Below are 13,869 nucleotides of genomic sequence, written 5' to 3'. Positions count from 1 at the left end.
TAGGCAGGCCAGAAGGCTCAGGCTACCAGTTGATGGCAGGCATACACCACCAGCACACCGGCGATCAGCGTGGCATAGGGCAGCCAGCCGGCGCGGCGCTGGCCGTCATCGGCCTGGATATACAGGTCGGTGAGCATGGCGGCGGGGAAGCGGCCCTTGTCCTGCACATAGTGGCGGTAGCAGAACACCGGCAGGATCAGCAGCGCCAACAGCAAGCCGGTGACCAGCGTGCCTGCGCCCCAGATGTCCGCGCCCAGGCCCATGCAGGCCAGGTTGACGAAACTCAGTACGCCGCCGGCTGCCAGCAGCACGGTGGGGGCTTTGTACGGGCGCACCCAGTCGGGGCGGTCCAGGCGGTGGATCCAGCCGGCATTGAGGTTGAGGAAGTTGAAGATGATGTAGCTGACGTTGGACGCCGCAAGCACGAACACGTAGTCCGACATCAGCAACAGCAGCAGGTTGAACGACAGGTCGGTCCACATTGCTGCGGTTGGCGCGCCATGTTCGTTGGTCCGCCCCAGGTACTTGGGCAGCCAGCCATCCACCGAGGCCTGATACAGGGTGCGCGACGAACCGGACATCGAGGTCATGATCGCCAGCAACGTCGCCAGCACCAGCATGATCAGCACGATATTGGCCACCACCTTGCCGCCGCCGATGCTGTCGGCCATCACCTGGCCAACGCCCATGCCGCTGTAGATCGCCGGCGAGAGCAGGCCGCTGTACACCGCAGGCGTCACGATTGCGCCACTGGCGTCGAGCACCGCCGGCGTCACCAGTTGGCCCAGCCCGAGGCTGCCTTGAAATGCCAGCGGCACCAGGGTGAACACCAGGATGCACAGCAGGCCGGCGTAGAAGATCGCCTTGAAGGTGTCGCGCTTGGGGTCCTTGAACTCACGGGTGTAGCACACCGCCGTTTCAAAGCCGTAGGTGGACCACGCCGCCATGAACAGCCCACCGGCCATCAGTGACCAGCCGGACATATCCCACGGCCCATCGATGACTTGCCCGGCCGCGTCATGTGCCAGGGGGTACAGCGGCAGGAAGTTGGCCTGGGTCGCATCCCCGGTGAACAACGGCACCACGCCCACCAGCAGCAGCGGAATCAATGAGGTAACGCCGAGCACCAGGGTCAGGCGCGCCGACCGCAGGATGCCGCCGTGCTGCACGGCAAACACCGTGAGCAAAATCAACAAACCAATGGCGAACGTCGCGTTGATGCGCAACGACAGACCACTCTTGACCCAGCCCAGGTCCAGCAGGGTCAGTTGCCAGGTGTTGATCAACGCATCGGCGGGAAACAGCGCCGTGAGGATATACCCCGCCGCCAGCCCCGAACCGATGGACAGCACCGGCGACCAGGCCAGCCAGTTGCACCACACCGACACCGGTGCGATCAGCTTGCTGTAGCGCACCCAGGCCACCGCGCCGTACACCGAGGCGCCGCCGGATTTGTGCGGGAACAGCCCGGCGATCTCGGCGTAGGTGAAGGCCTGGATAAACCCGAACAGGATCGACACGATCCACACGATCCATGCCGGTTTGCCCACCGTGGCGGCGATCGCACCGATGGAGAACAACACCAGCGCGGGCACACCACTGGCGACCCAGAATGCCCCGCGCCAGTCGATCTTGCGGTGCAGGCTGCCCACCGAGCCGGCAGCCTGCGGTACAGCCTCGAACGTCGTCGCTTCCATCTTCGTATTCCCATGTCTGAATAGCGGTTAGGTTGGGGCAGTCAAAATGGGGTGGCACACACGTTTCGGGACGATCAACTGCGCACCCGGCTTTTGTCCGGGTCGTAGAAAATCGCTGCGCTGACCGTGGCGCTGATGCGCTTCTGCAGGCCATCGACTTTGCCAATCTCAAGTTCAGTGCCGGGCTCGGCGCAGCTCACGTCGACCCGGCACAGCGCGATATTGCTGGCCAGCAGCGGTGAGCGGCAGGCACTGGTGATCACCCCGACCTGGGCCCGGCCCTGGTACACCGGGTCGCCATGGTGAGCGGTCTCGTTGCCGCTCAGGTGCAGGCCGACCAGCTTGTGGCTGGGATGGGCGCTGCGCCGCAGCAGGGCGTCGCGACCGATAAAGTCGTCGGTCTTGCTCTTGAGCGGCACGCTGAAACCGATACCGGCCTCGAACGGATCGGTCTGGTCGCTGAACTCGTAGCCGGCGAAAATCAGCCCGGCTTCGATGCGCAGCAGGTCCAGGGCTTCCAGGCCCAGGGGCACCAGGCCCAAGGGTTGGCCGAGTTGCCAGATGCGGTCCCAGACCCGTTCGGCGTCTTCGGGCTGGCACCACACCTCAAAGCCCAGTTCGCCGGTATAGCCGGTGCGCGAAATCATCAACGGGCAGCCGTCGAAACCGTCCAGCCGACCGACCAGGAAGCGAAACCAGCCGAGGGTTTCCACACTCGGTTGCGTGGGCGGGGTCCAGACCATCTGCTTGAGCAGTTCGCGACTCAGCGGCCCCTGCACCGCCAGGTTGTGAATCTGCTCGCTGGCGGACTTGACCCACACCTTCATGCCCAGTTTCTGTGCCTGCTCGCGCAACCACACGCCGGCGTAGTCTTCGCCGCAGATCCAGCGGAAGTTGTCCGGGCCCAGGCGCAGCAGGGTACCGTCGTCGAGCATGCCGCCGTGGGCGTGGCACATCGCCGAATACACCACCTGGCCCACCGCCAGGCGCCGTACGTCGCGGGTCAGGCAGTACTGCAACAGGGCTTCGGCGTCGGGGCCGATGATTTCGAATTTGCGCAGGGCGGTCAGGTCCATCACCGCCACGCGTTCGCGGCAACCGAGGTATTCCTCGGTGACGCCGTAACCGTCGTAGCGCAGCGGCAGCCACCAGTTGCGGTAGTCGGTGAAGCTGCCGGTGAGGGCGCGGGTACGTGAGTGAAACGCGGACTCACGGGTGAGGATCGGGTCGGCATCCGCCGTGGTTCGAGTGCTCATGGCGATGGAAAAACGCTCCTTCTCGCTGTAGATGCGGACATGGATGTCGGTCGGGTTCCAGCCATTGGCCGGGTCAATGTCATCCGGGCACGAGGTACTGCCACACAGCAGGTCGGTCATGGCCCGCAGCAGCACATAATCGCCGGGCCGTGACCAGGGTTCATCCAGGGTCATCTGCTGGTGCGCATCGATACCGGTGTTGAAGAAGAAATTGATCGCCGGCCAGCCGTTGCGCGCCTGCACGCCATGGGGGGCAAGGACGCGGCTGAGGTTGTCGCTGCAGTTGTCGTGCCCGAAATAGCCATGGGTTTCGTAGTAGCGCGCCGCGCAGGCCAGGGCGAATGAATCGTGGCGCCCGACGGTGTCTTGCACCACCTCCAGCATCGGTTGCATATGGCGGTCGAAAAACTTCGAAAACAGCCCCGGTGCCGGGTAGGCGCTGCCGTTCAGCGTGCGCGTGACGGTCTGGTCCAGGTCCAGCTCGACGCCGCGATCCAGGGCCCGCCGGTCAAGGGCGACGAAGTCCGAACACTGGCGGCCTGCGACGTCCAGCACCTGGATGTACTGCCCTTTGGCGACGGTGTAGCCGTGGGCCGTGCCCGCGCGCAGGGTGAATTCGTCGAGTACATCGCCCAACGGCTCGGGCAGGGCCGGCAGCAGCAGCGGCGAGGGATTGGCCCGCGTCACTATCAGACGCAGCTCGCTGGGCCGGTATTGCCGGTCGACGGCGGTGGCCTCGGCGGGTGCGGCGACGATTACCAGCAGCGCGTCCTCGGCGACAAATTGTCGGCTGTGGCCGGGCGGGCTGTCGGCGTCCCACAGCGAGGCAGCCAGCGGCAATGCCTGTGTGTCGATGCCGCGCCGCTGGAGCGCCTGGCCGATACGCCCAGCCACGCTGCAAACCGTTGACCCGCTCAGGCCCCAGCTCGCCAACGCGCTGCGGCCGCCGGCGTCGAGGGCCAGCAGTGCGCAGGTTTGCCGGCCTTCGACGTCGATCACCTGCAGGCCGTCGCCGGGCTGCAAGTCGACCAGGGTCACGCCGCCGGCGGCCACGCGGTAGCGTTCCAGGTTAGGCGCGCGGGCAAACAGCCCGGGTTCGCGGGGATGGGAAACACGCGGTGCATTCATCATCAGCCGACCGACTTGATGGGTGTCGTGGGCTCACTCAAGTACGCCGCCATCGAGTCATCCAGGGCCTGCAACCACGGCGTGTGGTGCGGCGGCGACTGGGTGCCGGTCATCAGCGAGCGATAGGACTTGTCGCGATAGCCCATGATGTTTTCCGCCTTGTCGTGCTTCCAGTGCAGGAAGGTTTCGTTGACGGCGGCGATGTCGAAATTCGGGTAGTCGGTGGCGTCCACCAGTTGCTGGATATAGGCGCCCTGGTACTCGAACATCTGCTGGTTGGTTTCCAGGGCCTGTTCCCGTGCGTGCCACGCTTGGCTGTCGGCGACCATGTCGGCGTGGCTGGGCAGCTGAATGCGCCCGAGGATCACGTCGCGGGCATACCAGGCCTGGGCGTCGAACATGTTGAAGGAGTACCACTGGTCCTGCATGCCGAGGTAGATCAGGCGGGGATTGGGTTCCCAGAACACGCCCTTGTAGAGGTTCATCGGCCACAGGCGGTTGTCGGTCTTGAGGCTCAGTTCATCGGGCAGGAACGGGAAGTGGTGCTTGTAGCCGGTGCACAGGATCACCGCGTCGATGTGTTTGCTGGTGCCATCGACAAAGTACGCGCGGTTGTTTTCCAGGCGCTGGAGCAGCGGTTTTTCTTCCCAGTTATCCGGCCAGGCATAGCCCATGGGCGCGCTGCGGTAGCAACTGGTGATACTGCGCGCGCCGTATTTGTAGCATTGCGAGCCGATGTCCTCGGCCGAATAGCTGCTGCCGACGATCAGCAGGTCCTTGTCCTTGAACTCCAGCGCCTCGCGAAAATCGTGGGCATGCAGGATGCGCCCGGCGAACTGTTCGAAGCCTTCGAAGTACGGCACCTTGGGCGTGGAGAAGTGGCCGCAGGCGTTGATCACGTAGTCGAATGCTTCACAGGTCAAGGTGTCGCTGGTGTAGTCGTGGGCGTAGAGGGTGAAGCGCTGGCTCTGTTCGTCGAAGGTGACTTGGCGCACCACATTGTTGAAGCGGATGTAGTCGCGCACGCCGGCCTTTTCCACGCGGCCCTTGATGTAGTCCCACAGCACTTCACGCGGCGGGTAGGAACCGATGGGCCGGCCGAAATGCTCTTCGAAGGTGTAGTCGGCGAACTCCAGGCATTCCTTGGGGCCGTTGGACCACAGGTAGCGGTACATGCTGCCGTGCACCGGCTCGCCGTTCTCGTCGAGGCCGGTGCGCCAGGTGTAGTTCCACATGCCACCCCAGTCCTGCTGTTTTTCAAAGCACACCAGCTCAGGGATGGCGGCGCCTTTGTCGCGGGCCGACTGGAACGCGCGAAGTTGCGCCAGGCCGCATGGGCCGGCACCGATGATTGCAACACGTAGGGTCATGAGCGTGCCTCCTGAAGGTTTCAGCGAAAGATCACTGTCTTGTCCTGGTTGATGAACACCCGGTGTTCCAGGTGGTATTTCAGGGCTTTGGAAAGGGCCACGGTTTCGGTGTCACGGCCGATGGCGACCAGCGAGTCGGGCAGGTGGGTATGGTCGACGCGCTGGATTTCCTGCTCGATGATCGGGCCTTCATCCAGGTCGCTGGTGACGTAGTGGGCGGTGGCGCCGATCAGCTTGACGCCACGGTCATAGGCTTGGTGATACGGCTTGGCGCCCTTGAACCCTGGGAGGAACGAGTGATGGATATTGATCGCCCGGCCCGACAGTTGCTGGCACAGGCCGTCGGACAGGATCTGCATGTAGCGCGCGAGCACCACCAGGTCGGTCTGGGTGTCTTCGACGATGCGCATCAGCTCGGCTTCCTGGCCGGCCTTGGTGTCCTGGGTGATTGGCAGGTAGATGAAGCGGATGCCTTCGCGTTCGGCCATCGCCCGCAGGTCCAGGTGGTTGGAGACCACGGCGGTGATGTGCATGTCCATCTCGCCCTTGCGGTGGCGGTAGAGCAGGTCGGTGAGGCAGTGGTCGAACTTGCTGACCATCAGCAGCACGCGGGTCGGTTGGCGTGAGCTGAACAACTGCCAGTGCATGTCGAAGCCACCGGCGAGGTCGCCGAGGCCTTTGCGCAGGGCGCCGATGTCGCCGCTCACGCCGGTGTTGAAACGGAACACCGCGCGCATGAAAAACTGCCCGGTGAACTCATCGTCGAACTGTGCCAGCTCGCTGATGTAGCACTGCTGTTGGGCCAGGCACGCGCTGATCGCGGCGACAATCCCGGACGCCGCCGGGCAGGTGATCTTGAGGATGTAATGTTCGCTGGAGGCGTCCATCGAAGGCTCCTGAATTGCGTGAAGGAAGGCTCAGCCCTTGGCCGTGCGCTTGGTTTTTTGCGGGTCGTCGAAGGGCAGGGCGTGGGTGCTGGCGCTGGCCTCAAGGCTGCCGCGAACCTGCAAGGCAATACCGGGTTCGGAACAGGCGACGCTCATGCGCGCGATGGCCATCGAGCGTTTGCTCAGGCGCGAATACATGCCGCAGGTGATCACGCCGACTTGCTGGTTGCCCTGCCACACGGTGTCGCCGGCCTCGGCGGCGCGGACGCCCTCAAGCAGCACGCCGGTGATCTTGAAGCGCTCCTGGCCGCGCAGGCGCAGGTGTTCTTCGGCGCCACGGAAGGCGTTCTTGCCAGGTGAAACAGTGAAATCCAGGCCCATTTCCCAGAGCGTGTCGCCGGCCTTCTGGTCGGCGAAGGGGTACATCTGCGAGTTGTCGTAGGGGAAAAACATCAGCGAGCTTTCCACCCGCAACCAGTCCAGGGCGGTGAAGGCGCAGGGGATGATCCCCAGGCTCGCGCCTTGTTCGAGGATGCTGTCCCACAGGAACGGCGCATCGGCGGCCTTGCAGAAAATCTCATAGCCACGTTCCCCGGTGTAGCCGGTGCGCGAGATCATCACCGGCCGGTCGAACAGGCGGGTTTGCAGGTGGTGGAAGTACGCCAGCTGGCGGATGCCAGGCACGTGTTCGGCGAGGAAATCCACCGCCAGCGGACCTTGCAGCGACAGGTCGTGCAGGTCGTCATCGAACAGCACCGCCACTTGCCGGCCCTGGGCCGAGCGCACGAGCATTTCATGCCCGGTGCCCGCGCCATGCACCACCATGAACGCGTTGGGGCCGGTGCGGTAGACGATGCAGTCATCGACGAACTTGCCGTCCTCGTCGAGCATCGAGGCATACACCGATTTGCCGGGGTAGAGCTTGGCGATGTCGCGAGTGGTGGCCCACTGCAACAGGCTCTCGGCGTGGGGGCCCACGTAATGGACTTTTTTCAGGCCGGACACGTCCATCAGGCCGGCGCGGGTGCGGATCGCCTGGTGGTGGTCGGCGAGGTCACTGCTGTAGGTCCAGGCAGTGCCCATGCCGTTCCAGTCTTCGAGGTGGGAGCCGAGGGCGCGGTGCCGTTCGGCCAATGCAGAAATACGCCATGAGTGGGTCATGTGAGGTTCCTTGTCGTAGAAGAAGGGGCGTCAGGCCTGTGGGTCGAACTGGCTCAGCCACTCGACCAGCGTGTGGCGGTAGCGGGTCATGCCCTTGTAGTCGGCGATGGGGTCGGGCAGGTCGCGCAGCACGCGGTGCAGGCGACAGCCCCAGCCGGGTTGCGTGACCAGCTCGTCCAGGCTGATCAGGTAGGTGCGGATGCTGAACATCACCGCGTGGCTGCGCGGCAGGCGCGCCATCACTTGCAGCTCGACCCGCAGGTGCACCTGCTGGCCGACGTTCTGCGCGGTGATCCGGCCGCGATCGGCGCCCCATTCATGGAAGGTTTCCGGCGACGAATCCAGGCGCGGGTTGATGGTCAGGGTCCAGTTCAAGCGCCGTACCGGCTGGCCGACCTGCAGGTTGAGCAGGTACTTCAGCGCCCGTTCGAACACGCCCATCTGATGGGCCATGGGCACCGGTGCGTGCCATTGCTTGAAACTCATGCCGGCGTCGAACGCCAGCGACCAGTCTGCCGGGCTGGTGACCAGGCCGGCGTCCATGTACAGGTCGCCGTCGCGCTGGTCGAGCAGGGCGAAATCCCCCTGCACCTGACGGCCGATGTACTCCAGCGGCGCGCAGGGCAGGCTGCTGGCATCGCCGAAGATGAAGGCCTGGTCGATGTCCAGCAGGTGGTTGCGCCACTGCCAGCGCTCGCCGTTTTGCGTCAGGCTGAACGACTGCGGGTAGTCGGCGGCCAGGTGTTCCATGATCATCTGCAGCGCATCCCAGGCCGCCACTTGCATGTGCGGCATCACCAGGTAGCGGCGCGGGTCCTTGTCCAGCACCAGGGCGCGCTCGGCCATTTCCGAGCGGTAGTGCTCGTCGATGTCGAAGGCGTGCTCATAGATCGAGCCGGGGTCGCGGGAGATGGCCGGTTCGATGTTTACCGAGTACAGGTAGCTGTCCTCGATAAAGGGAAAGGGGAAACGCCGGATCGCTGCCGGGCTGTTGCGAAAGCTGAAATCGTCGCGATAGCTCAGCACGGGGCTCGTTTGCAGGGGCATGGCACTCACTCCTATAGGTCCAGCGAAACGCAGGGGCCGCTGCCGCGCGAGACGCAGGGCATCAGAAAGTCGGCCTGCTCGGCCGGGCTGAGGAAGCTGTCGCGGTGTTCGATGGCGCCGCCCTGGTGGCGCGTGATGCACTGGCCGCAGACCCCGCCACGGCACAGGTTGGGCACCTGTAATCCTGCGTGTTCCAGGGCTTCGAGCAGGCTTTGCTCGGCCTCGACCCGCAGGCGTCGGCCGCTGCGCAGCAGCTGCAAGTCGAATGGCTGGCCGGGTTGTGCGCCCTTGAAGGCTTCCGAATGCACACGCCTGTTCGGCCAACCGAGGCGTGCAGCGTGTTGCTCAACCGCCTCAAGCAAGGGCTGCGGACCACAGGTGTAGACGTGGCTGCCCAGCGGTCGATTGCCGAGGATCCGGTCTAGGTCCGGGCGCCGGTCGTAGGTGTGCAGGCGCGGGCCGAGGCGCTCTTGTAACTCGTCGAGATAGGCGTCGCTGAGGCCTCGGCGGAACAGGTAATGCAGTTCGAAGTCGGCCTGCTGCTGTTCCATCGCGGCGATATAGGCCATGAACGGCGTGATCCCGATCCCGGCGGCGATGAGGATATGCAGGCGCGCGGTGCCATGGGGTGCGAACAGATTGGCCGGTGGTGAAATCTGCAAGGTGTCGCCGACCTGCACCTGCCTGTGCAGGTACTGCGAGCCACCGCGCGAGGCGTCTTGCAGGCGCACGGCGATGCGGTAGTGCTGGGAGTGCGCCGGGTCGCTGGTGAGTGAATAGGCGTTGCGCACCGTGCCTTCGGCCAGCGGCAGGTGCACCTGCACATGGCTGCCGGGCGAGAAGCCGGGCAGGCTGCCTGTGGCGGGCGTCAGGGTGAATTCGCGCACCACCGGCGTGAGCATGCGTGCGGCGCTGACCTGTACGTTGAGGGCCGCGCTCATGGCTGGAACCCCGCGTAGGGCTGGTCGGGGTTGATGCACACGCCGAGATACGCCCCCAGGCGCCGGGAAAAATGCGTGCGGACCTCCAGCCCGACGTGGCAACCGATGCAGTTCAACAGCGGCTCCGGCCCGGCCGCCTGGGTCAGGCCGCAGTGCGCGCAATACACCTGGCGCAGGCCCGGTGTGGTGCAGGTCATGTCGATCTCGTCGTCTTCCAGGCCAGCGGCGCGGGCCTCGCCGTGCACACGCCAGATAAAGGCTTCGTCGCCCAGCAGGTAGAGCCGGCAGCCCACGGTGGCGCTGGCCAGCGCCTGTTGCAGGCGTCGCGCAAAGTCGGGGTGTTCGCCGTTCAACAGCACGGGCATGTGCAGTTCGTTGATGAACGCTGCGCTGGCGGCGGCTGATTGCATCACCACGATGGGGCGGCTGCGGGTAGGCGTCATGCGGGCTCTCCACGGTGTGTGTTTGTTTCCTGTTGGGAGAGATACTTTCCTATGGGGAAAATCTTCTCAATCTGGAAAAAGGGCTATGCCTTTGGAGATAAGCCTTGCGCGCCGGCCATTCGGGGCATGGAAGTTGCTGGGCCTTTCGACCACGCAGAGCAACCGGACGGGGAGTTATCAAAGAGTGCTGACACGACCAAAAGGCTGGCCGCTCTGGTTGGGGCCTGTACGCGCCGAACAGGCGCGCAGCGTGCGCAGGTTATTGGCCGGGTTGCCCCTGCACGCTGACGGTGCCTTGTCGGATTTCCTGGACCGTTTCGACGCACTGCTGCCGCCTGCCCGGCTTAACCTGATCCTCGGCGGCGAAGACCTGGGCCCGACGCGGCGAGGGTGGGTCGACGGCTGCCAGGCGGTCGCGCGTTGCCCCTGGCGCGACGCCAGCGTGACGGACGCCCCCCAAGCCTGCGGACCCTGCCGGCAACGGGGCGTGCACCGTCTGGTATGCGCCTTGCCCGAGGGTGAAAAGGGCGCATTGCTGCTCGACACCCCCCGGCGCGCCGGTGCCAGTTGGCGCCAGTTACTGGAAGAGGCGGCGCAGGCGGTAGGCGTGACCGTACGCCTGCGCAGCCAAACCCGTGAGCAGCAGCGCAAACAGGCGACCTCCCGGCACGGCGCCCTGGCCCGTGAGCTGCACGATTCGGTGGCGCAGCAGTTGGGCTACCTGTCGTTCCAGGCCCATGGCTTGCAGTCGCAACTGGGCGAGCCGGCACTGCAGGACCTGTGCACCGGCCTGAGCCAACTGCAACGCCAGGTGCGCGAGCTGATCACCAGTGCGCGCCTGACCATGGACGGGCGCTCGCTGCGCCAGGCCCTGGCCGATTCGGTCGCGGAGTTCTCGCGGCGCTGCATCATTGTCTTCGAACTCGACAACCGCCTGGCCGACGACGCCCTGAGCCCGGAAACCGAATTGCAGATCCTGCAGATCATTCGCGAGGCCCTGGCCAATGCGGTGCGGCATTCCCACGCGCGCCACGTGCGCATCGAACTGCGCCAGACCCAGGACGGCGACGCCTCGGTGTCGGTGGAAGACGATGGCATCGGCTTGATCCCGGCCTGCGACGAGCACAACCATTTCGGCCTGGCGATTATCCGCGAGCGCGCCGCCAGCATCGGCGCGCGGCTGAGCATAGAAGCGATCCGCTCGCACGGGGTGCGTGTGCACCTTGGCCTGCGCCGCCACCACGATCTGCCACAGGGGAGTCTCGATGGACTGCACGACCTTATTACTGATCGATGATCACCCGTTGTTTCGCAAGGGCCTGGCGCAGTTGTTCGATGCCAGCGGCGACTTCGAAGTGGTGGGGCAGGCGGCCAGCGGCCGCGAGGGCATCAACCTGGCCGTGAGCCTGACGCCGCAACAGGTGCTGCTGGATTTGCATATGCCTGGCCTCAGCGGATTACAGGTGCTGGATGAATTGCGCCAGTTGCACCTGGATTGCCAGGTGGTGGTGCTCACCGCCTCCATGGACCGCGCCGAGTTGCTCACGGCCTTGCGCCTGGGCGCCAGCGGTTATGTGCTCAAGGAAACCGAGCCCGATGCGTTGCTGGCGTACATGCGCAACTGTCACAAGGGCGCGATCGTGCTGGATTCGAGCCTGATTGCCTTGCTCGCCGACCAGGCTGAGCCCACGCAAGCATGTGAGGCTGCGGGCAGCGAAAACCTCACCGAGCGCGAAGGTCAGACCCTGGCGCTGATCGCCGCCGGCATGAGCAACAAACAGATCGGCAGGGAACTGGGGATCAGCGACGGCACGGTGAAAATCTACGTGCGCAGCCTATTGCAAAAGCTCGGCCTGCATTCGCGCCTGGAGCTGGCGGCCTGGGTGCACAGCGGCGCCTTGATGAAACACGAGGAGCGCCATTAGATGAGGGACAGCCCCGAAGCGTTTGCGCCCCTGCCGATTGACCTGATGGATTGCTTTCCCGCTGCCTTATTGCAACTGCGCGACAACGGCCAGATCGCCCACTTCAACCTGGCCTGGGCCGAGCTGATGGGCCCGCCCGGCGCGGAGCGCAACCTGATGGATTACGTGCATCAGGAAGACCGCCCGCTATGGCGCCAGGCCCTGAATGAACTGCGCCGTCGCCCCGACACCTCATTCAACCAGCGCCTGCGCTTTGTGCACCCCAACGGCGAGTTGCGCTGGTTCGAGATCAGCCTCAAGCGCGGCCCCCAGGGTTTCTACCTGGTGGCCGGCGATGTCACCACGCACAAACGCCGCGAAATCGCCTGGCAGGCCAGCCAGCGCAGCAGCATGAGCTTGCTCGACAGCATGCCGGGCCTGATCTATCGCGGCCGCAATAACCGCGACTGGACCATGGAATTCGTCAGCGCCGGCTGCCTGGATTTGACCGGCTACCCCGCCGAGCGCCTGGTGGACAACCATGAGTTCACCTACAACAGCCTGATCCTGGCGCAGGATGCCGACTACGTGTGGCGCGAGGTGCAATATGCGTTGTCACGGCAGGAGCCGTTCGAGCTCAATTACCGGATTCGCTGCGCCGACCGGTCGATCAAGCACGTGTGGGAGAAGGGCGTGGGGATTTATGCGGATACCCGTGAGGTGTTGGGGATCGAGGGGGCGATTTTCGAGCGCAAGAGTTGACGGATAAACGCACTTCAAATGTGGGAGGGGGCTTGCCCCCGATGAGGGAGTGTCAGTGAATGCATCTTTAACTGACACAACGCTATCGGGGGCAAGCCCCCTCCCACATGGGATTCAATGCGCGCCTGCGGCCTTGTTCAGATCACTCTCCGCCCACTCCGTATACACACACGCATCCGCCGTCGCCCAGCGCACACGCACCGGGTCGCCGGCCTTGAGGGGCATGCCCGCAGCGGACAGCGCCTTGACCGTCATCGATGTGCCGCCGAGGGTTTTTACTGTGCAGGTCTGGCTTTCGCCGAGGAACAGCACCTCACCCACAATCGCCGACACTTCGTTCCAGCCCGCCGCCAACGGTTGTTCAGCGGCCTGTTCGACACTCAGCGCCAGGGCTTTTTCCGGGCGTACCATCAGCAGTACATCCTGCTCGGTGTGCAGCCCGTTGGTCAGGCGGATCGACAGGGACTGGCCTTCGAACGCTGCCGCCGCGTTGCCCTGGGCCTTGAGCTTGAGGAAGTTGGAGTTGCCGAGGAACGACGCCACGAACGCGTTCGGCGGGTTCTGGTAGAGGTCGAAGCCGCTGCCCAGGCCGACGATCTTGCCGTGGCTGAAAATCGCGATGCGCTGGGACAGGCGCATGGCTTCTTCCTGGTCGTGGGTCACGTAGACGATGGTGATGCCCAGGCGCCGGTGCAGTTGGCGCAGTTCGTCTTGCAGGTCTTCGCGCAACTTCTTGTCGAGGGCGCCGAGGGGTTCGTCCATCAGCAGGATGCGTGGTTCGTACACCAGCGCGCGGGCGATGGCGACCCGTTGCTGTTGGCCGCCAGACAATTGCGAAGGGCGGCGATGCGCAAATTGCTCAAGCTGCACCAGCTTGAGCATGGCGTCGACGCGCTTTTCGCGTTCAGCGCTGGCCAGTTTGCGAATCGCCAGGGGGAAGGCGATGTTGTCGCGCACCGACAAATGCGGGAACAGCGAGTAACGCTGGAACACCATGCCGATGTCGCGTTTGTGCGGCGGTACGTTGACCAGTGATTGGCCGCTGACCAGGATCTCGCCGCTGCTTGGTGTTTCGAAGCCGGCAAGCATCGACAGCGTGGTGCTTTTGCCCGAGCCGCTGGAGCCGAGGAAGGTGAGGAATTCGCCGTCCTGGATGTCCAGCGAGATGTTGTCCACGGCAGCGAATTCGCCGTAGTGCTTGTTCAGGTTGCGCAGGCTGACCAGGGGTTGGCCATGGCTCTGCGCGACATCGTTGATCACTGCACTCATGTTC

General features: G+C 64.5%; 12 protein-coding genes. 3 read left to right on the top strand and 9 right to left on the bottom strand.

Features of this window, described 5'->3' with window-relative positions:
• Positions 1-17 precede the first annotated feature (17 nt).
• The 8 genes from J1G35_RS07795 to J1G35_RS07760 form a co-directional block, all read right to left on the bottom strand.
• Positions 18-1,697 carry an APC family permease gene (locus J1G35_RS07795; RefSeq protein ID WP_053139527.1) on the bottom strand — a complete coding sequence of 560 codons (1,680 nt, stop codon included), beginning with the start codon at positions 1,695-1,697 and terminating at the stop codon, positions 18-20.
• Positions 1,698-1,771: 74 nt separating this feature from the next.
• Complete coding sequence (locus J1G35_RS07790) at positions 1,772-4,081, bottom strand: aminomethyltransferase family protein (RefSeq protein WP_223014382.1); 2,310 nt, start codon at positions 4,079-4,081, stop codon at positions 1,772-1,774.
• A gap of 2 nt (positions 4,082-4,083) precedes the next feature.
• Positions 4,084-5,451 (bottom strand): NAD(P)/FAD-dependent oxidoreductase, encoded by a 1,368-nt coding sequence (locus J1G35_RS07785; RefSeq protein ID WP_223014380.1) that lies wholly within the window; start codon positions 5,449-5,451, stop codon positions 4,084-4,086.
• A 20-nt stretch (positions 5,452-5,471) separates the two neighbouring features.
• Positions 5,472-6,338 carry a formyltetrahydrofolate deformylase gene (gene purU, locus J1G35_RS07780; protein WP_053139524.1) on the bottom strand — a complete coding sequence of 289 codons (867 nt, stop codon included), beginning with the start codon at positions 6,336-6,338 and terminating at the stop codon, positions 5,472-5,474.
• A gap of 30 nt (positions 6,339-6,368) precedes the next feature.
• Complete coding sequence (locus tag J1G35_RS07775; RefSeq protein ID WP_092488268.1) at positions 6,369-7,499, bottom strand: aminomethyltransferase family protein; 1,131 nt, start codon at positions 7,497-7,499, stop codon at positions 6,369-6,371.
• Between the two features lie 30 nt (positions 7,500-7,529).
• Complete coding sequence (locus J1G35_RS07770; RefSeq protein ID WP_065926404.1) at positions 7,530-8,546, bottom strand: DUF3445 domain-containing protein; 1,017 nt, start codon at positions 8,544-8,546, stop codon at positions 7,530-7,532.
• 11 nt (positions 8,547-8,557) lie between these two features.
• Positions 8,558-9,487: a PDR/VanB family oxidoreductase gene (locus tag J1G35_RS07765; RefSeq protein WP_223014378.1), complete on the bottom strand. Its 930-nt coding sequence runs from the start codon at positions 9,485-9,487 to the stop codon at positions 8,558-8,560.
• On the bottom strand, positions 9,484-9,930 hold the full coding sequence (locus J1G35_RS07760; RefSeq protein ID WP_223014376.1) for a dimethylamine monooxygenase subunit DmmA family protein: 447 nt from the start codon (positions 9,928-9,930) through the stop codon (positions 9,484-9,486). Before J1G35_RS07760 ends, J1G35_RS07765 begins: the two co-directional genes overlap by 4 nt.
• A gap of 250 nt (positions 9,931-10,180) precedes the next feature.
• Between J1G35_RS07760 and J1G35_RS07755 the strand changes: the two genes are divergently transcribed.
• From J1G35_RS07755 to J1G35_RS07745, 3 genes are read left to right on the top strand one after another with little or no spacing between them, the layout of a single operon-like run.
• A complete protein-coding gene (locus J1G35_RS07755) occupies positions 10,181-11,227 on the top strand; it encodes an ATP-binding protein (protein WP_223014535.1) in 1,047 nt (348 codons plus the stop codon).
• The gene (locus J1G35_RS07750) at positions 11,196-11,855 is read left to right on the top strand and encodes a response regulator (RefSeq protein WP_223014374.1); all 660 of its coding nucleotides are present in this window, start codon (positions 11,196-11,198) and stop codon (positions 11,853-11,855) included. Before J1G35_RS07755 ends, J1G35_RS07750 begins: the two co-directional genes overlap by 32 nt.
• Positions 11,856-12,596 (top strand): PAS domain-containing protein, encoded by a 741-nt coding sequence (locus J1G35_RS07745; RefSeq protein WP_223014372.1) that lies wholly within the window; start codon positions 11,856-11,858, stop codon positions 12,594-12,596.
• A 114-nt stretch (positions 12,597-12,710) separates the two neighbouring features.
• Here the strand turns inward: J1G35_RS07745 and J1G35_RS07740 are convergent, their stop codons facing one another.
• Positions 12,711-13,865: an ABC transporter ATP-binding protein gene (locus tag J1G35_RS07740; RefSeq protein WP_223014370.1), complete on the bottom strand. Its 1,155-nt coding sequence runs from the start codon at positions 13,863-13,865 to the stop codon at positions 12,711-12,713.
• Between the last annotated feature and the right edge of the window lie 4 nt (positions 13,866-13,869).

This window comes from Pseudomonas sp. SH10-3B, from assembly GCF_019891415.1.
GTDB lineage: Bacteria > Pseudomonadota > Gammaproteobacteria > Pseudomonadales > Pseudomonadaceae > Aquipseudomonas.
Note: the sequence above shows the minus strand (reverse complement) of the source record. Positions and strands in the feature narration are given on the sequence as shown.